The organism is Arthrobacter sp. cf158 (assembly GCF_900106835.1).
GTDB lineage: Bacteria > Actinomycetota > Actinomycetes > Actinomycetales > Micrococcaceae > Arthrobacter.
The window spans coordinates 261085-279561 of sequence record NZ_FNNR01000007.1; the positions used below are offsets into that span (position 1 = coordinate 261085).

Genomic DNA, 18477 nt, shown 5'->3' on the forward strand with positions numbered 1-18477 from the left:
TCCGTTGGCACGCTTCCACGGGTTATGCTAATCGTTGGATTTATTGTTCGCTTTATGGGGGACGGGCATGAGTTTTACCTTTAATGACAGCGCTGCCGTCGGGATCGTCTTTGATGATGGCGCTGCCGACGCTGTGATCAGTGCTGCTGATTCAGCGGATCAGGTTCTGCGTGGCGAGGGTGTCTTCCTGGACGGGGCCATGGATCATGCCGTGGAGGACTTCAAAGGCGGATACGCGCAGCTATTCACCCAGGCTTGTGCCATCAGGGCTGATGACCGCGCCAGGCTTGCCGGTGTTCTCGCAGCGTTGGCTGAGGACGTCCGGCAAGCAAAGCTCAAAGCGCAGGAGGAGAAGTCCAGGCTAAAAAAACTCACCGCCTGGCGGCAACGCGCCGATATCCGTGAACAACACTTTCAGACTTTCCAGAGCGTGGCGAGCGATCCGATGCCCATGGAATGGCCGATCGCTGCACCGACGATTTCAGCGGTGTTCTCTGCGAGGGACCGGGCCCGGTTCGCCGGCGGAGCGGGGGGCGCAACCAGCTCGGCTGATCCTGGAAAGCTGCGCGAATTTGTAGCCCAGTCCCGCGCCTCCATGAACATCCTGGACGCGGAGCTGGGGAGAATCCGGAACGCGTGGAGCGGTTTCACCTCAGCGTGTTCGTGGGTGAACAGCGGCAGTGTCACGTTCGTGTCCGGCTTCGAGCGACTGCTGACTGAGAACGCCGCTGACGCGGCTTGGCTTGAGCAGATCGCCGCGGCATTCGAAACAGCCGGTAGCGGTTCCATGGCCGACACCATTCTCAACAGCGCCCTCATACAGCACGCATCACCCGGGCAAGTGAGTTTGAACGACGTCGGGGCCCTGAACGCCGATCAACTAAAAGCCTGGCTCGCCGCCCCTGCGAACAAAGACCGACTTCAGGGACTCCTCAGCCAACCGGGGCTTGACCCCCTAGTGACAGCCAAGTGGTGGGCCGGGCTCGGCCACACCGTCACCAAGAACGGAACAATCGAACCCGGCATCAGTCAGAAGCTCCTGATCGAGGCCCTCCCGGGGGTCATTGGGAACCTGAACGGCGTCACAGCGACCGCCCGGAACCTCGCCAACCGGCTACGCCTCGCCACAGAGAAGGAACGCATCAACGCCGAACTCGCCAAAACGCCTCAACTCCTGCGCATCGGCACGGGAGACTCCATAACCAACCCGGCCTGGACAATCCTGCAAACCCAGCAGAAAGCCCTTGACGGTATCGGTCAAGCCCTCGTCAACGCGGGAACGTCAGGAGAAGCTGTCCTGCTCGGCTTCGACCTCACCCACGGCTCACCGAAGGCACAGGTCTCTGCGGGCAACCCCGATACGGCCGACAATGTTACCTACGCAGTGTCCGGCATGCTCATCACACCGCAAAGCGGCTTCAATGATTGGGCATTCAACGCTGCGAACCTCCAGTCGCAACAAAAGCTGATCTCGAGGAAGAAGTCCTTCGCGGTGGTGGCGTGGATCAACTATGAACCGCCCACGGTTCCGACCGTGAACAGCGGCGATGCCGCCGGGGCCGGTGCCGACCGGTTCGTCGCAGACCTTCAGGGGTTCAACGCCGTCAGAGAGGGTTTGGGCAACAGGACCCCGGAGACCCTGCACGTACTGGCCCATTCCTACGGCACCACCGTGACATCCAACGCCCTTGCCGCTGCGGAGTTGGACGTCGCCTCCTTCACGATGGTCGGCTCCGCCGGCATAGAAAAAGAGATCCGAAACACCGGAGACCTCCACGTCCCAGCCGGCCAGGTTTACGCCACCCACGCCGCAGGCGATGGACTGGCCCAAATGGGCCGCTTCCAACGCCAGGATCCGCGCCTGGAATCCTTCGGCGCGAAAGTGTTCTCTTCAGAAGAGGTCACGATCGACGGGACCCAGTATCAAGGCACCACAGAACACAACACACTGGTACATGAAAATGGCGGCGACGGCTACGGGTACCTGGATAAGGGAACCACGGCTCTGTACGAGGCGGCCCTGACAACAACCGGCAACGGAGACCGTATCCGGCCAGGCGCACGACCAGTATCGCCACCGGCCGGATTTGCGGGCCGTTGAACAACTCAGGAAGAGTGAACCGCATGCCCCGTGAACCCAAAGCCCGTCTAAAGACCAGCCGCATACTCGCCGCGTTAGTCTGCGCGACCATTGCACTGAGCGCCTGCACGCCCCCTACCCCGGAGAACCCCATGACCGGCTCAAACAATCCCAGCGACCCCGCAACCGTCAAAGCCCAGGTCGAAGAACTCAAACAAGCCCTCGCAGACCTCCACGCCTTCAAAACGGAAACCCAAAAAGCTATCGGAACCCAAAAATGGGCCGACGAAGGCCTCCGAAACGGTCCCTGCAACACAAGCGACGGCAAAGACGGCGTGAACTACATCGTCCTAAGCCAAACTGCCGATCCCGTCGATCTGCAAGCATCAGTCAAAGTGGTCAAAACGTTCTGGGAATCCAAGGGCTTCACCACCCGCACAGAAACCAACCCCCGGGACCCAGGTCTCATTCGCCTCTACGCTGACAAAAACGGCGGACAATTGGTTTCCTACTACGCAAACATCGAAGGCTCCGGCTTGGAGATGGACAGCGTCTGCGTTGCCGGAGACCAAACCGCAATCTACAAAGAGCTGTATCCCGAAAATTTCGGCCTCCCTGCCAACCCCAGCCCCTCTCCGACCGCAAAGTAGAGCCGTTACAGCACGTTCCTTCTGCCGGCATTGCGACCATAGGCACTTGAAGCTAGCCGACGACCTCCCTTCGGAGGCAATGGACTCTATCTCGCGAACGCCTCCTGCTGATAAATCCACCAATGGTCAAGCAGCCCTCTGAATTGTTCCTCGGCTCGCATTGGGCCTATCGCGCCCGAAAAGGCCAGGACCTTCAAGAAGTTCGAGTGGTCAAGCTTGGCGTGAAGCATCCGAAACGTGCCTACATCGCCTTCGTGGCCATGGAAGAAGAAGGCGAAGAGCTATGGACACCTATCGGCCGACTCAAATGCCGTTGGGAGGACGTCGATCACTTCAATTGCCATTGGCCTCGACCAGGCGCTTGAAGCGTAGGGCCTTATGTTCACTGTCCCATGGGTAGGAGGTTTGCTTGCCCGTGTCAGAATCGCGCCAAAGCACGGCGTGCGAGGTGGTCCCATCTGCCCGTTTGCGCTCTCGAATGCTTGCCATGTGAGCACTGTAGCGCCAACCTCTGTCAACAAAACGGACGGGCGCGTCAACACAAAAACAAAAAGGCCCCTAGATCGTCTAGATCTAGGGGCTCTTTCAGCGGAGAATGGGGGATTTGAACCCCCGAGGGCGTTAACCCAACACGCGTTCCAGGCGTGCGCCATAGGCCGCTAGGCGAATTCTCCTTGCTTCCGATTCGAAAGCAGATACTACTGTACCTGAGAATTTCAGCATCGTGTAATCGGGGTGATTCGCCGGTCCGGAATACCCTCATGAATCACGCTTTAACGGAAAAATGGACGCCCCCAACGCGCCCATTCTTGCGGTACAACGTTGAGCTGCCGGGTCCGACCCCTCGCTCCCAGGCCCCGCAGCTCACAATCTTGAGATTGCCCCAATCGGTGTACATACCCATGGTCCGCTGAGGTGGGGTGTTTTGCAATGGTTGAGACCTGTTTGTAGCCGAACTTTATTGACAGGATGTCCGCATGACACAGCTGCATGCCTTGGTGGTTTACGTTCCGGAGACACACATCGAAGAGGTCCTCCTGGCCATTGGCGACGCAGGAGCCGGGAGGATCGGCGACTACTCCCATTGCGCTTTTACTTCACCAGGCACCGGTCGCTTCACGCCGCTGCCCGGAGCGCGCCCCGTCGTAAGCGAGGTGGGGATTGAGGAGCAGGTGCCCGAAACCCGGGTGGAATGCGTGGTTGAGGAGGACCTGCTCGACGGCGTTGTGCAGGCTCTGCGGGCAGCGCACCCTTACGAGGAGCCGGCTTTCATGACGTGGGCCGTGAATGGGTGGCGGTGAATCCCCACCCGACCAGCCGCCGTCGAGCCTTATCCACAGCCCTTCGAGCCGATTCGAACCCCAACCCAAGTTCGGGTAAGCTTGTCGACGGCCCCTCATGTGGCGTCATCCTGTTGAACTCCCCCAGGACCGGAAGGTAGCAAGGGTAGATGGGCTCTGGCGGGTGCATGAGGGGTCACTTACTTTAACTGTCAGTCCCTATAGGTAGGTTTCACTTGTGACTGTTACAACTGCCCTGTATCGAAGGTACCGCCCGGACTCTTTCGCGGACGTTATCGGGCAGGAACACGTCACGGAGCCGCTGATGACGGCGCTCCGCAAGAACCGCGTGAACCACGCCTACCTCTTCTCCGGCCCCCGTGGCTGTGGCAAGACCACGTCCGCGCGCATCCTGGCCCGATGCCTGAACTGTGCCGAAGGCCCCACCGACACTCCCTGCGGCAAGTGCCCCAGCTGCATCGAGCTTGCCCGCGGCGGATCCGGCTCGCTGGATGTCATCGAGATCGACGCCGCCAGCCACGGTGGCGTGGACGACGCCCGCGATCTCCGCGAACGCGCAACCTTCGCGCCAGTCAGGGACCGCTACAAGATCTTCATCATTGACGAGGCCCACATGGTCACGTCGGCCGGCTTCAACGCGCTCCTGAAGATCGTTGAAGAGCCGCCGGAACACATCAAATTCATCTTCGCCACCACTGAGCCGGACAAGGTGATCGGAACCATCCGCTCCCGCACGCACCACTACCCGTTCCGCTTGGTGCCGCCCGAGCCGTTGATGCAGTACCTTGAACTCCTATGCCAGCAGGAGAACGTTCCGGTAGCCCCGGGCGTGCTCTCCCTGGTTATCCGTGCGGGTGGCGGCTCTGTCCGCGATACGTTGTCCGTTCTGGATCAGCTCATGGCCGGCGCCGGACCCAACGGCCTGGACTACGAGCTCGCTGTTGCCCTGCTCGGCTACACGCACGCCTCGTTGCTCGATGACATCGTGGATGCTGTTGCGGCGTCCGACTCCGCCACCGTTTTCCGGGCAGTTGACCGTGTCATCCAGACAGGCCACGATCCCCGGCGATTCGTTGAGGACCTGCTGGAGCGCTTCCGGGATCTCATCATCGTCCAAGCCATGCCCGAGAGCGCCCAGGCAATCCTCCGTGGAATGCCTGCGGACCAGATCGCCCGCATGCGCAACCAGGCAACCAACCTTGGCGCAGCCGAACTCTCCCGGGCCGCGGATGTCACCAACACCGCGCTCACGGAGATGACCGGCGCCACCTCCCCCCGACTGCACCTTGAACTGTTGTGCGCACGCATTCTGCTGCCCAGCGCTGAACAGACTGAGCGAGGCATCGCGGCGCGCATTGACCGCGTGGAACGTCGCCTGAATTACGCGGGCGACGCCGGCACTTCGGCTGTCGCTCCCGGCGCGTCTGCCGCTGGAGCTTCTTTGCCGTCTGCTGCGCCCGCTCCCCAGCCGGTGCAGGCTGCCCAGCCGGCACCGGTCCCCTCCGCTTCGCCCTCGGTACCGGCCGCCGTAGAGCGCACGCCTGCTGCTCCGGCGCCCGCAACCCAGGCACCCGCGGCTCCCGAGCCCGCCACTGACACTGGTTCACGGGACTCCATCACGGCACCGCGGGTGTCCACCAATGACTGGCCTGTCGAGGATCGTCCGGCTGGGGGTCGCGTTCCGCAGCCTTCCGCCTCCTCAACGGCCGCACCCACCGCGGTTCCTGCTCCGGCTCACCCCGGCCAGGCACCTGTCCAGCAGCAAGAGCCTGCACCTGCATCTTCGCCCACCCCCTCGCACGAGGCGCCGCCGCAAACGCAGCCCGCTCCGGCCGCACAGCAGGCACCTGCCTCAACGCAGCAGCCAACTGCTTCCCCGGTTCCGCCAGCCGCAGGTAGTGGGGACGTCGAGGCTCTTCGCCGGGCATGGCCGGATGTCCTGCAAACCTTGACCAAGATCAAGCGCAGCACGTGGGCGCTCGTAGAACCCAACGCCCAGGTGGCACAGTTCGACGGACAGGTGCTGACCCTGGCCTTCACTACGGGTGGCCTTGCCGGCGCGTTCGGACGAGCCGACCATTCCGAGAACCTTCGCCAGGCAATCCACAAGACCATCGGCATCGACTGCCAGATCGTCGCAGTGGCTGGCGGCAACAGCTCAGCGAGCTCTGAGCCAAACCCAAAAGCGCCTACTAGCCGGGAGACCCCGGCTGCTGAGTCCCCCGTAGCCTCAGGAGCCGTAGCCTCAGGAGCCGTAGCTTCGGCGCCCGCGCCTTCGGCATCCGCACCTTCCGCGCCGGCAGAAACGGCTCCGGCACCTGCCCCCGCCCCTGTTTCGGCAGTCGACTCTGCCTGGGGCCTGGCGCCGGCCGCTCCTGCGGCAACTCCAGAGGCAACAACTTCGGGCTCGGTACCGGCTCGGTCGCAGGCAGACCCGCCCGCCGCGGCAGCGGCCCAAGCCACCGCCCCCGCACGAGCCACCGCCCCAGCAACAACCGAGGCCCCAGCTTTCACGGCGACTGCCCCAGCAGCAGCGCCTGCAGCGGCAGCGCACGCCGCGGGACCTGCATCGCCGCCGCCCGCACTCCCCCCGACCCCGACGACGTCCCAGCCCGCCTCCATGTCGGCAGGCGATTACTCCTACCCTGACGACGATTGGGGTCCTCCGCTGGACGAGGATGCCCCGCCGTTGGACGAGGAGCCCCCGGCAGACTGGGAACCACCCTCCGGATACGGCCGGCAGAGCACAGCTCCGCCCGCACCTGCAGCGTCGCGGACGGGTCAATCGAGCCCTGAACAGGAAACTCCTTCGCGGCAGGCAGCAGTTCCCCCAGTTGCCCCGCCCTCCCCAGCTTCAGCCCACGCTGTGCCAGCCCCAGCTGCCACGCCCTCCCCAGCCCCGGCCGGCACCGTCCCAGCGGGCCGAGCCGCAGCAGCCAGCCCCGCCCCAGCGAGCCGGGCTGCCGCAGCCAACCCAGTCGCGGCATCCGACACCTCTGCCGACCCCTGGTCCAGGGCAGTCGAACAGGCGCCAGGCACGTGGGTGGTCGGCACTGAATCCAATGTAGGCAAGCGAACCCCGGCGGCCCAGGAAGCTGCCGCCTCCGGATCGAATGCCCCGGATTACCAGCCCGCGGCTGCCCAGATTCCGGAGGCAACTGCCGGAGCCTACGGCCACCCAACCAATGCCGAGCAGAACCCGAGCTCCAGCTGGGACGTCGCACCGGCGTCGAGCTGGCCGGGAACGCAGTCCATGCCAGACCCAGCGGCCAGCAACAGTCCAGCAGCCAGCAACAATCCGGCAACCAGCAACAGTCCAGCAGCCAGCAGCGTCCCCGCAACCAGCAGTGCCCCTGCAACGTGGCCGTCCCTGGCGACGCAACCCGAGGAAGCGCACGGTTCCGTGGCCACGCTGGAGGAGGGTCCGGCGTCGGGCAATCCCCACGGACGCCAGAGCCTCTATCAGCGGCTGACCAACAGTCCGGAAGCCCAGGCCGGGCGCGTCCAGGCACCTGTGCGGACCCAGGCTGCGCCGGCCGCGGTGACGGAGGACATCCCCAGCCCTGAGGACGAAACCATCGAGGAATCGAGGGTCTTTGGGCGGGCTGCGGTGGAGCGTATTCTGGGCGGAAAGCTGATCGAAGAGCGCGCCTTGGACGGTTCTCCTCTGCAAACCCGCTGACTCCAGCATTGATTTCAAACAAATGAGGACATTGTGTACGAAGGTGCAGTTCAGGAGCTGATTGACGAGCTCGGCCGGCTTCCCGGTGTGGGACCCAAATCGGCGCAGCGCCTGGCATTCCATATCCTTGAGGCTGATCCGGAGGACATGAAGCGCCTTGTCACGGCCATCACCACGGTGAAGGAGCGCGTTAAGTTCTGCTCTGTCTGCTTCAACGTGACAGAGCAGGAAACGTGCAACATCTGCCGCGACCAGCGCCGGGATCCCTCGGTCATTTGCGTGGTGGAGGAATCCAAGGACGTTCTGGCTGTAGAGCGGACGCGCTCCTTCCGGGGCCGCTATCACGTGCTGGGCGGCGCCATCAATCCCATTGCCGGAGTCGGTCCCGAGCAGCTGCGTATCCGGGAACTCCTCACGCGCCTCAACGATGGCGCCATTCAGGAAATCATCATCGCTACGGACCCCAACCTGGAGGGCGAAGCCACCGCAACATACCTGGCGCGGATGCTGAAGTCGATCGGAATCACTGTGACGCGGCTGGCGTCGGGTCTTCCCGTCGGCGGTGACCTGGAGTATGCGGACGAGGTAACGCTGGGCCGGGCCTTCGAAGGCCGCCGCAACGCGTTGCTGTAGAAAACGCCAACGGAACGCTAGGACGTTCGCAGCCTCCGAGCCGCCAACCGACGCCCCGCAACAGCAAGCAGTGCCGCCGTCGCTGTCTGTGCCGCGAAGCCGGTCAGAGCGACGGGCATGGACGGCGCGAGCCCCTCGCTGGACTCCCCGCCCAGGCACGGCACGTCGCGGGCCGGGCCGTCGGCCGCCCACTGCAGTCCGGCCAACACCCACCCCACCTCGTTGTCCGTGGGCACAAATCCGGCCCCGACGCTGCCCAGCAACAACGCAGGATTGGACGCCGCCAGCCAGGCGACACGGTCCGTATGCGCCACCTCAACGGGATGCAGGCTGCCTATGCATTCGTAGGAGGTGATCCTTCCGGTGTCGTCGCGCTCCACGTTCACGGGCACGGAAGCCTGGTCCGTCCCCGACGTGCCGGGCAGCAGCAGGACCGTGACCACCACGTTGAGTACGCAAAAGAAAACTGTCAGCGCCGCGGCCAATGCCGCTCCCGGTGCACCTTTGGTGAAGCACGCCCGCGAACCGGCGCCCATCAGTCCGAACAGGGCCACTTCAAGAACCATCACGACGACGGCGGCAGCGGCCAGCCCGATGGGCCCGCCAACGCTGATGGCGATCGCCAGCAGAACTGCGAACGCCGGTGCGGACAAAGCCACGCCTCTCATCGCGCCAGCCAACAGCAGCCCGAGGAAGCTTCCTTGAATGTTCCGGAAGCCCCAGATGACTCCAAGCACTGCGGCCATGAGGGCAAGGAATGCCGCCATGATCAGGTACGTGGAGCTGGTCACGGGGGTCTCAAACCAGCCGTTAGCCTCTCCCCAGCCGACCACTGCGGCCGCCATCCCCCATGACAGGGCTATTCCCACGGCACAGGCAAGCCAGAACCACCAGGTTGTGAAGGACCCTCGGGCACTTTGCCAGGCCTCCTGGACGGCAGCTGTGAAGACAGCGGGCGAAGGGGCGCTTCCCGTCCGCTGAGGATCGGCCCCGATTCGCTGGTCATCGATCATTCCGCCACCGATGACCTCATATTCGGGCTCATTCCATCCCGGTCCCGAACGGCCCGGTTGGTCAGGAACGCCGGCCATCGCCCCACTCAATCCTCATGATGTGGATGGTACGCCGGGCATGGCGCGCCGGGTATGCCGCCCTGGCAACCTGGCAGGTTTCCAGTTCAGCGCTGACAGGTTCAGCGCTGGCAGGTTTCCAGTTCAACGCTGACGGTTCAGCGCTTCCGGTTCAGCGCTTCCCAACACCAGGGACGGAGGTGACCTGCTTCATCCACGCCGCGATCTGGGCATGGTCGATGTCATGCGGGGATTCCAGCTCCACCCCACGCGTCGATTTGCCCATCCCCATGGGTGTCACCGGAGGTACGGGATCCAGTGCCGTGCCGTTGATGAACATGAGCTTCACATGGCCGGCGAATCCGCCGCAGCTGAAACACCAGCCATCGCCAACCCCGTAATAGGACATACCCCACTTCACGGAACGCTGCAGGTTGGGCAGGGTGGTGGCTGCCAGCGCATCGATTGTTTCCGCGATGCCGCGCTGCGGCTGCGGCAGGCTGGCGATATAGGCGAACACGGGTTTATCGCCCACTGCCGCTTTCGCCGGGCTGGCCCTTCCCGTCATGGCTGTGGGGAGCGTGCTGTGGACCTCGGCGTGATCCGCCGTGCGCGTTTCCGGCGTGTGGGCTTCCTTCTTTTCAGGCTCCCTGCTGGTCATAGGGATCATTATTCCCCCGCGTTGCACCGGTGGCCGCTATGTGGTCACAATTCCTGCCAGTGCTGTGCACGGCGATAAACTGGGCAAATAAGCTACGCAGGTGTGCCCGAATTCGTGTACGCCGCGTTCGAACCCTATTGATGCAGTGAGGGTGCGCGCATGACTATGCCCACTACCGAAGTGAAGATCGAAGAGCTCTCCAACGAGGCTGCCATTACCAAGCAGCTGATCGTTCAGAAGTTCGGCGGTTCCTCGGTTGCCGATGCTGATGGCATCAAACGGGTCGCACAGCGCGTCGTGGATGCGCAAAAGGCCGGCAACGAGGTTGTGGTTGTTGTTTCCGCAATGGGCGACACCACCGACGAACTCCTGGACCTGGCGAGCCAGGTGACCGACTCCGCTCCCGCGCGCGAGATGGACATGCTGTTGTCCGCCGGCGAGCGAATTTCCATGGCCCTCCTGGCGATGGCCATTAACAAGTTCGGCGCTTCCGCGCAGTCGTTCACGGGTTCGCAGGCCGGCATGATTACCGACGGCATCCACGGCAAGGCCCGGATTATCGACGTCGACCCCCACCGCATCCGCACGGCCCTGGACAAAGGACACATCGCCATTGTGGCCGGGTTCCAGGGCATGAGCCGCATTACCAACGAGATCACCACGTTGGGCCGCGGCGGTTCGGACACCACAGCTGTTGCCTTGGCAGCGGCTCTGGAAGCCGACGTCTGCGAAATCTACACGGACGTGGACGGCATCTACACCGCCGACCCCCGCGTCGTCAGCAGCGCCCAGAAGATCGACCGCATCTCCAGCGAGGAAATGCTGGAACTGGCGGCTTCCGGCGCCAAGATCCTGCACCTGCGGTGCGTTGAATACGCCCGCCGTTTCGGTGTGCCCCTGCACGTCCGTTCTTCATTCAGCCAGCACGAAGGAACCTGGGTCATCCCGGGTGCCGACGAAAAGTTCACGATTCAAGAGGGAGTTGCCTTGGAGCAGCCAATCATCTCCGGCGTTGCACACGACCGGTCCGAAGCCAAGGTCACCGTTGTAGGCGTCCCTGACATCCCCGGCAAGGCTGCTGCGATCTTCCAGGTGATCGCCGATGCCCACTCCAACATCGACATGATCGTCCAGAACGTGTCCACCCACGGCACGGGCCGCACGGACATCTCGTTCACGCTTCCGATTGTCGAGGGCGCCGATGCTTTGGCCGCACTGCGCGCAGCTGAAGGCCAGATCGGTTTCGAGAGCATCGAATACAACGAGCACGTTGGCAAGCTCTCCCTGATCGGTGCCGGCATGCGTTCGCACCCGGGCGTCTCCGCCACGTTCTTCAAGGCGCTCTCCGACGCCGGCATTAACATCGACATGATCTCCACGTCTGAAATCCGCATCTCCGTGGTGACCAGCGCCGACAAGCTGGATGACGCCGTCCGCGCCATCCACAACGCATTCGAGCTCGACGGCGACGCTGAGGCTACCGTTTACGGCGGCACCGGCCGCTAGGGTCACCACGTCTGAGCAGTCCCCACGTCTGAGCAGTCCCCACGTCTGAGCAGTCCCCACGTCTGAGCAGCAGGAAGGACCGGAGCAAGCGCTCCGGTCCTTCCTGCGTAGGGCTGCACTCGCCTACCCGCTGGCATCTCGCCGGCCGGACGGCGCCAACAGCACCTCCACCAACTGCGTCAGACCGTCAGCCATGTCCACGCCCTTGTCGTAGAGCCACTGCAGCTGGAGGCCGTCGAAGGCGGCCACGGTCAACCGTGCCAACATAACGGCGTCGACGTCTGTCCGGACTTCTCCGGAGGCTTGGCGCCGCTCGATGTCAGCGGCCACATCCCGAATCACGGTTTCGTAGCGGTCTTTGAAGTAGGCATGGGAGTCATGTCCGGGATGGTTCGCTGTAGCCGAAGCAACAGCGTAGAGAGTGGTCAGCCCTGGCTCCCTCTCATTGCGCGCGGCTATTGACGGCATGAGGCTTAGGCCGACGTCTTCCTGGCCACTGGCCATCAGCGAACGCCGGTCCCGTTCTGCGAGGACGGCTGTGAGAAGCTCCTGCTTCCCTTTGAAGTAGTGGAAGAGGGTGGCTTCCTTCACCCCCACGAGCTCGGCCACACGCTTGAGGGCTGTCCCCTCGAACCCTTCGGTGGCAAAGACGTCGGTGGCGGTCTGGATGATCTGTTCGCGGCGTTCCGCTCCCTTGGCGTACTGGCCACGGGCCCTCGAAGTAGGCATTGGGTCAGTCTATTTCACACCCCAAAATCGAGTGTTACTCGACTTATTCGCTAAAAACCTAGTCAGACTAGATTTTTGGCGCTACAGTCTTCACCAGAGACCCAACGGTGGGTCACCGTTCACAGGAGGCAATGTGGCCCTCGATATCACCCAACAGGCTCCGGTTATCAGTACCGGGCCAAACGCTGCAGCGGCCGGCCCGGCTTCCCGCGCCTACGTCATCGGCATGCCCATCGCGAGCGCAGGCCTCTGGATGGCTGTCCTCGCCCCGGCCCTGGTGGTCCTCGCCATCAAGGTTTCCGACATCACCACCCCGGACACCCGTGCGGGCGCACTCAGTCTGGTGGCCGGAGTCGGCGCGGCTGTCGCCTTGCTGGCCAACCCGTTCTTTGGCCGCCTCAGCGACCGGACAACCTCCCGCTTCGGGATGCGCAAGCCCTGGATCGTGGGCGGCTCGTTGCTTGGCTTGGCATCCCTTTTCCTGCTGGGTTCAGCCACAGACGTCGGAATCGTCCTGGTCGCCTGGGTTGTAGCACAGCTGGGCTTCAACGCCGCCCTGGCCGCCTTGGTGGCAACGCTGCCGGACCAGGCTGCCCCGGCCGAACGCGGACGACTCTCGGGCCTCATCGGCATGACGCTCCCCATCGGCCTGGTAGCGGCCGCCTTCTTCGCGCAGATGTTCGATAACGCCTTGCAGATGGCCGTTGTCCCCGGAATAGTGGGCACGGCCGTTGCCATCGCCTTCGCGTTCACCTTCAAGGACCGCGTGCTCACGGAAAAGCCGGCGCCGCTGAACGTCAAGGAGATCCTTGGCTCGTTCTACTTCAACCCCAAGGTCTTCCCCGGTTTGGGCTGGGCTTGGTTGACCAAATTCATGGTTTACGTCGGGTACTGCGCAGGGCTGCTCTACCTGCCGTATTTCTTCACGGACCACCTCCACATCGCCGAATCCCAGGTCACCAGCCTGGTGTTCCAAGCAACGTTGGTAAGCTCCGCCGGCACTGTGATCACCAGCCTCGCCGGAGGTTGGATCAGCGACCGCATAGGCAAGCGCAAGAGCATGGTGATCGCTTCCGCGCTCATCATGATGGCGGGCCTGATCGTGATCGCCACCAGCACTGAATCCAACCAGGTACTGGTTGGCCAGGGCATCCTCGGACTCGGCCTGGGCGTCTTCAGTGCCGTTGACGTAGCCCTCATCACGGACCTCCTGCCCGGCAACCAGTCTGAGAATGCCAAGACGTTCGGCGTCTTCAACATCGCACAGGCCCTCCCGCAGTCATTGGTCCCCGCCATCGCGTTCCCGGTGATCGCCTTCGGTGGCTACCCCGCATTGTTCCTCGGTGGTGCGGCAGTCGGCATCATCGGCGCCCTCCTCGTCACCCGTATCAAAGGAGTCAAGTAAATGAATCCCACACTCGCAGCAGCGGTCACGGCACCACAGGACGGTTCGCCGGACGCCGAAGCGCGGATCCGCGAACTCGCCCTGAGCCTGACGCTCGAGCAGCAAGTTCAGCTGCTGACCGGCGCTGATGTCTGGTCCACGCACGCCATCCCGGAGATCGGCCTGTCCCGCGTGGTCATGTCCGACGGACCGGCGGGCGTCCGCGGCGAAGACTTCGATGAGCGCCACGACTCCGTCTCCTTGCCGTCGTCGTCGGCTTTGTCTGCGACGTGGAGCGCCGAGACCGCCAACCGCTACGGGCAGGTCCTGGGCCAGGAAGCCCGCCGCAAAGGCGTCCACGCCGTTCTGGGTCCCACCATCAACCTGCACCGCTCACCCCTGGGCGGCCGCCACTTCGAGTGCATGAGCGAGGACCCCCGGCTCACCGCAACCATGGCGGCCGGGTACGTAGCCGGCGTGCAATCCATGGGCGTGGGCGCCACACCCAAGCATTACTTGGCCAATGAAGCCGAGACAGAGCGCTTCACCGCCGACTCCGTGGTGGACGAACGTCCGCTCCGCGAGCTGTACCTGGCTGCGTTTGAGGACGCCATCACGGAGGCCCGCGCTTGGCTGGTGATGAGCTCTTACAACTCCATCAATGGCACCACCGCGAGCGAAAACAAGCTGCTGGAGACGCCGCTGTCCACCGAGTGGGGCTTCGACGGCGTCGTAGTGTCCGACTGGACCGGTGTTCGCTCTATCGACGCCGCCAACGCCCACCAAGACCTGGAAATGCCCGGCCCGGTAGGCCACTGGGGACCTAAGCTCCTTGCCGCCGTCAGCGATGGCCGCGTCAGCCGCGAGGCGATCCTGGAAAAGGTCACCCGAATCCTGCGCCTGGCCGCCCGCGTCGGTTCACTCGAAGGCTTCGAACCTGCTGTGACCCAGCTCCCCACGCAACTTGACGGTGCCGCCGTCGCACGTGAAGTAGCCGTCCGCGGTGCCGTGCTGGTCCGCAACAAGGGCCTCCTGCCGCTGGACGCCAAGGCGCTCAGCAGCATTGCTGTGATCGGCCACAATGCAGATGAGGCCCGCACGCAGGGCGGCGGAAGCGCCACCGTGATGCCCAAGTACACCGTCTCGCCGCTGGAGGGCCTGCGGAACGCACTGCCCGACGACGTCAAGGTCAGCTACGCGCGGGGCGCCAAGGTTGCCGAGGGCATCCAGCCGTTCCCCCGCACCTCGCTGCACAACCCCGTCTCCAACGTCCCCGGAATCCGCGTCACGTTCCTGGCAGCTGACGGTAGCGAAATTTCCGGCGAAGACCGCTTGGCGTCGCACCTGATTTGGTTCGGCATCGGAATCCCCGACGGCGCTGCCTCCATCCGCATGCAGGCGGACTGGACTGCCGAAACAGCAGGCGTCCACCACCTGGGCGTGGGCACCGTGGGCCGGATCCGCTTTGTCCTGGACGGCACGGAGGTCTTCAACAGCGAGCTTGAGGACGATACCGAAGTCCTGGGCGCGGCGCTGTTCGATCCTCCCAAGACTGTCCACGCCATCGAAACCACGGCCGGTCAGAGCGTACGGATCGAGGCCGAGTACCAGTTGCCCGCGGAACAGGTCATCCCGTTCACCGCCATCCTGCTGGGCGAGGAGACCGTGGTGGAAGATCCGCAGGCCGAGATCGACGCCGCCGTGGAAGCTGCCCTCAACTCCGACGTAGCCGTGGTGGTGGTGGGCACCAATGCGGCCATCGAGTCCGAGGGCTTCGACCGCAAGGATTTGGATCTTCCCGGCTACCAGAATCAGTTGGTGGAAGCTGTGGTGGCAGCGAATCCCCGCACAGTGGTGGTGGTGAACTCGGGTTCGCCTGTGGTGATGCCGTGGCTGGACACAGTGGATGCAGTCCTGCTGGGCTGGTTCGGCGGCCAGGAGTTCGGCAGCGCAATCGCGGACATCCTCCTGGGTGTCGAAGAGCCGGGTGGACGCCTTCCCACCACTTGGCCCGCCGCGCTGGAGGACGTCCCTGTCCTGAGCACCACACCCGTGGACGGCAAGGTGGTCTACTCGGAGGGAATCCACATCGGCTACCGTGCTTGGCTGAAGCAGCAAGCCGAAGGCGGCGCAGCTCCTGCCCTGCCGTTCGGCTTCGGGCTTGGATACACCACCTTTGACCTCGGCACGGCGCACGCGCCCCAAGGGGTGACCGCCGGGAACGATGTTGTGGTCCACGTCCCCGTCAAGAACACCGGTACCCGCACAGGACGGGAAGTAGTCCAGGTTTATCTGGAACGCCCTGAATCAGCCGTGGAGAGGCCTGTGCGCTGGCTCGCCGGCTACGCCGGAACGCACCTCGCCCCCGCCGGCACTGAGAGCGTGGAAATAACCATCCCCGCCAAGGCGTTTGCGCATTACGACGGCGGCTGGCAGTTTGAGCAGGGCACGTTCCGTCTGCTGGTGGGCCGTCACTCGGCCGACGAGTTCCAGTCCATGGACATCGAACTCCGGTAATACAGGTGCGAAATGACGCTGGGTGGCGGCTTTTTTGGCCGTCACCCACGTGGTTTTCGCCACAAGCGGTAGAACTGGGGTATGGTATGGAATTTTCGTGGCATGCTGTACGTTGCATACCCGGTAACCCCCTAACACGAAGAGGCATTAAAAAGTGGCAGCCGATTACGACGAACTCCGTACCGATGTAAAAGAGAACCAGGAGCAGTCCCTCCAGGCTCTCCAGTCCGCCAGCGCTCCCACGGCCAAGAGTGTCGTGCTTGAACTGGACGAAACCGATGGCCTCGATGCCAACGGCCCCGGCGGCGAAATCGTCGCTGAAGAACTGGTCATCCAGGTCATTCCGCAGGCAAACGACGAGTTCACTTGTCACTCCTGCTTCCTGGTCCGCCACCGTTCGCAGATCGCTCGCGAAAAAGATGGCGTCGCCTACTGCACTGACTGCGAAGGCTAGACGACCCACCACCCCGGCGGGCTAAACATCGTCAGGGAGTGCCGCCGTCGGGATTTAATTGCGGAAGGACCGGAGCGAACGCTCCGGTCCTTCCGCAATTAACGCCCAGCGCTAGAGTGGGCCGCCCACGGTCTTGTTCCGGCGGTGGTTGGCGATCCTAAGCTGGAGGATCCGTGCCCCTCCCGCCAAGGCCACCAGGACCCCTCCACCAACGGCGGCGATGAAGAGCGTGGTCCCCAGCGCGAGGGTCCCCTCAAATCCCAGGAAACGGACAGTGATCTCGTCCTGGTTTTGAACGAAGAACACGATCAACATGACCAGGAGGACCAGCCCCACAGCCACCGCGACCCAAACCGCAGCGGTCCGGGTGGGCCTGGACCGACCCGGCACCGGAGGCGCGACTATGCGTTCCTGCGGTTCCGAACCGACAGGGATCCTTGCGGCATCTTCTTGGAAACTCATGGATTGGCCCCTCCCCAGACAGCTGATGCTGTGCCATGAACATCATAAGCATGCTGATGAATTGCACAACAGGGGCGTGACGGCTGGATGACGTTTCCGCCTATTTCATCGAGTAATCCGTGCTTGTCGGTCCCGGATCATTGTTCCGAACGGCGTAGTGATGGCCTTCCGAATCAGTCTCGACATCGAAGTTCTTCAAGTCCTGCTCGGAGGCCGTCTCGAAGTCGTCATGCTTGTGCACCACAGGGGAGTCCGTGTCGCCGTGGGTTGCCGGTCCAAAGACGTACGTCAGCCTTTCGGTCACATGCTGGAAGCCTTCCAACTTGCGTCCCATTGTTCTTCCACCTCCTTTCTTACGGGAGAGAAAAAACGGCAGGGCACTTGCGTGCCGCCCGTGAGGCAATTTTACGCCCGGCAGCCCCAAAAGGCTCCGGCGCCAGAGGCTTGGCGCGGTGTCAGCGCAGGGATTTGTCGTCCGGGTTGCGGGGCACCACATAGGTGCTGCCATCGGGGCGGCGGAGGGTTTCCCATTGCTGCGTCTCAGCCTGGCGCTGGGCAAGCAACTTCCGGTTTGCCTCGGTCATTTCATGATCAAGGGAACTGCTTTGCGCCGGACCAAAAATGACCCGAAACTTCCCAGTGGCGCGCATGAACTTCCGCGTAAGGGATTCCTTTGCCACGCTTGATCGACTCCTCTTTTAGACGGTTCAATAAGTCCATAGTACGCTAATCATTAGTACACTAACTAACTGGGGCATCAAGCAGGAGGAAACCATGACCACCGTCAGCGACACCACCCAGGAGGACGACCTCCTGCTGGAGCGCCAGCTCTGCTTCGCCCTCACCGTGGCGTCCCGAAGCGTGGTGGGCGTCTACAAGCCAGTGCTGGAACGCCTGGGGCTCACCCACCCCCAATACCTGGTGATGCTTGCGCTCTGGGAACGGAGCCCGCGGACCCTCAAGGACATCAGCGACAGCCTCCTCCACGAGCCCGCCACCCTCTCCCCCTTGCTGAAGCGGCTGGAGGAAGCCGAGCTCATCACCCGCGAACGGGTGCCCGGCAACGAGCGCGCATTGGCCATCAAGCTCACAGCCAAGGGCGCAGCGCTCCGCGAGCAGGCAACGGCCGTTCCCGGCGAAATCCGCGAGCGCCTGCAACTCAGCCGCGAAGAAGTGGCCGGGCTCCACCAGGCCATGACGGGCCTGATTGCAGCTACCCAACGCAACAGCTCTTCCTGACCGCCACATCAGCGCGCACTATCCCTAGCCAAGCGCAGGGCCGCGGTGGTCTCCTTGAAGCGAGGACGCGGGCACCACACGTGCCGCGTAAAATGGACGCAACTTAGGA

Annotated in this window: 17 protein-coding genes, 1 tRNA gene and 1 other RNA gene; 12 read left to right on the top strand and 7 right to left on the bottom strand. The window is 63.4% G+C overall.

Translation table 11 applies throughout. The annotated features are described in order from the left end of the window. Positions 1 to 67 precede the first annotated feature (67 nt). The 3 genes from BLW08_RS15850 (at position 68) to BLW08_RS23680 (ending at position 3095) form a co-directional block, all read left to right on the top strand. Positions 68 to 2101 carry an alpha/beta hydrolase gene (locus BLW08_RS15850; protein ID WP_091326280.1) on the top strand — a complete coding sequence of 678 codons (2034 nt, stop codon included), beginning with the start codon at positions 68 to 70 and terminating at the stop codon, positions 2099 to 2101. 131 nt (positions 2102 to 2232) lie between these two features. Next, on the top strand, positions 2233 to 2730 hold the full coding sequence (locus BLW08_RS15855) for a hypothetical protein (RefSeq protein ID WP_091326282.1): 498 nt from the start codon (positions 2233 to 2235) through the stop codon (positions 2728 to 2730). Positions 2731 to 2852: 122 nt separating this feature from the next. After that, positions 2853 to 3095 (top strand): hypothetical protein, encoded by a 243-nt coding sequence (locus BLW08_RS23680; protein WP_139244912.1) that lies wholly within the window; start codon positions 2853 to 2855, stop codon positions 3093 to 3095. Positions 3096 to 3319: 224 nt separating this feature from the next. Here BLW08_RS23680 and BLW08_RS15860 read toward each other — a convergent pair. Continuing rightward, a tRNA-Ser gene (locus BLW08_RS15860) sits at positions 3320 to 3404 on the bottom strand. A gap of 303 nt (positions 3405 to 3707) precedes the next feature. Here BLW08_RS15860 and BLW08_RS15865 point away from each other — a divergent pair. From BLW08_RS15865 to recR, 4 genes are all read left to right on the top strand, one after another. Continuing rightward, positions 3708 to 4031, top strand: coding sequence for a YqfO family protein (locus BLW08_RS15865; RefSeq protein WP_091326284.1), 324 nt, complete (start codon positions 3708 to 3710; stop codon positions 4029 to 4031). Between the two features lie 86 nt (positions 4032 to 4117). Continuing rightward, positions 4118 to 4214, top strand: an RNA gene (gene ffs, locus BLW08_RS15870) — signal recognition particle sRNA small type. A gap of 34 nt (positions 4215 to 4248) precedes the next feature. Then, positions 4249 to 7713, top strand: coding sequence for a DNA polymerase III subunit gamma and tau (locus BLW08_RS15875; RefSeq protein WP_091326286.1), 3465 nt, complete (start codon positions 4249 to 4251; stop codon positions 7711 to 7713). Between the two features lie 33 nt (positions 7714 to 7746). Beyond that, positions 7747 to 8346 carry a recombination mediator RecR gene (recR, locus tag BLW08_RS15880; protein ID WP_090824658.1) on the top strand — a complete coding sequence of 200 codons (600 nt, stop codon included), beginning with the start codon at positions 7747 to 7749 and terminating at the stop codon, positions 8344 to 8346. Positions 8347 to 8363: 17 nt separating this feature from the next. Here the strand turns inward: recR and BLW08_RS15885 are convergent, their stop codons facing one another. Both BLW08_RS15885 and BLW08_RS15890 read right to left on the bottom strand, forming a co-directional pair. Next, the gene (locus tag BLW08_RS15885; protein WP_091326288.1) at positions 8364 to 9437 is read right to left on the bottom strand and encodes a hypothetical protein; all 1074 of its coding nucleotides are present in this window, start codon (positions 9435 to 9437) and stop codon (positions 8364 to 8366) included. 151 nt (positions 9438 to 9588) lie between these two features. After that, positions 9589 to 10077: a DUF1801 domain-containing protein gene (locus BLW08_RS15890; protein WP_254779903.1), complete on the bottom strand. Its 489-nt coding sequence runs from the start codon at positions 10075 to 10077 to the stop codon at positions 9589 to 9591. Positions 10078 to 10236: 159 nt separating this feature from the next. Here BLW08_RS15890 and BLW08_RS15895 point away from each other — a divergent pair, with 159 nt between their 5' ends. Further along, on the top strand, positions 10237 to 11583 hold the full coding sequence (locus tag BLW08_RS15895; RefSeq protein WP_091326290.1) for an aspartate kinase: 1347 nt from the start codon (positions 10237 to 10239) through the stop codon (positions 11581 to 11583). 123 nt (positions 11584 to 11706) lie between these two features. Here the strand turns inward: BLW08_RS15895 and BLW08_RS15900 are convergent, their stop codons facing one another. Then, positions 11707 to 12312 carry a TetR/AcrR family transcriptional regulator gene (locus BLW08_RS15900; RefSeq protein WP_090824652.1) on the bottom strand — a complete coding sequence of 202 codons (606 nt, stop codon included), beginning with the start codon at positions 12310 to 12312 and terminating at the stop codon, positions 11707 to 11709. Positions 12313 to 12445: 133 nt separating this feature from the next. Between BLW08_RS15900 and BLW08_RS15905 the strand changes: the two genes are divergently transcribed. From BLW08_RS15905 to BLW08_RS15915, 3 genes are all read left to right on the top strand, one after another. Further along, complete coding sequence (locus BLW08_RS15905; RefSeq protein ID WP_254779904.1) at positions 12446 to 13717, top strand: MFS transporter; 1272 nt, start codon at positions 12446 to 12448, stop codon at positions 13715 to 13717. Then, a complete protein-coding gene (locus BLW08_RS15910) occupies positions 13718 to 16213 on the top strand; it encodes a beta-glucosidase family protein (protein ID WP_091326293.1) in 2496 nt (831 codons plus the stop codon). Positions 16214 to 16367: 154 nt separating this feature from the next. After that, entirely contained in the window at positions 16368 to 16667 is a 300-nt protein-coding gene (locus BLW08_RS15915) for a DUF4193 domain-containing protein (protein ID WP_011773410.1), read from the top strand. Between the two features lie 111 nt (positions 16668 to 16778). Here the strand turns inward: BLW08_RS15915 and BLW08_RS15920 are convergent, their stop codons facing one another. The 3 genes from BLW08_RS15920 to BLW08_RS15930 all read right to left on the bottom strand — a co-directional run bounded on the left by BLW08_RS15920 (position 16779) and on the right by BLW08_RS15930 (position 17809). Further along, positions 16779 to 17129, bottom strand: a complete 351-nt coding sequence (locus tag BLW08_RS15920; protein ID WP_090824648.1) for a LapA family protein — start codon at positions 17127 to 17129, stop codon at positions 16779 to 16781. A 100-nt stretch (positions 17130 to 17229) separates the two neighbouring features. Continuing rightward, on the bottom strand, positions 17230 to 17463 hold the full coding sequence (locus BLW08_RS15925; protein WP_090824646.1) for a hypothetical protein: 234 nt from the start codon (positions 17461 to 17463) through the stop codon (positions 17230 to 17232). 121 nt (positions 17464 to 17584) lie between these two features. After that, positions 17585 to 17809, bottom strand: coding sequence for a hypothetical protein (locus BLW08_RS15930; RefSeq protein WP_091326296.1), 225 nt, complete (start codon positions 17807 to 17809; stop codon positions 17585 to 17587). Between the two features lie 94 nt (positions 17810 to 17903). On the opposite strand from BLW08_RS15930, the gene BLW08_RS15935 reads away from it, so the two are divergent. Continuing rightward, complete coding sequence (locus BLW08_RS15935; protein WP_090824642.1) at positions 17904 to 18368, top strand: MarR family winged helix-turn-helix transcriptional regulator; 465 nt, start codon at positions 17904 to 17906, stop codon at positions 18366 to 18368. The last annotated feature ends 109 nt before the right edge of the window (positions 18369 to 18477 follow it).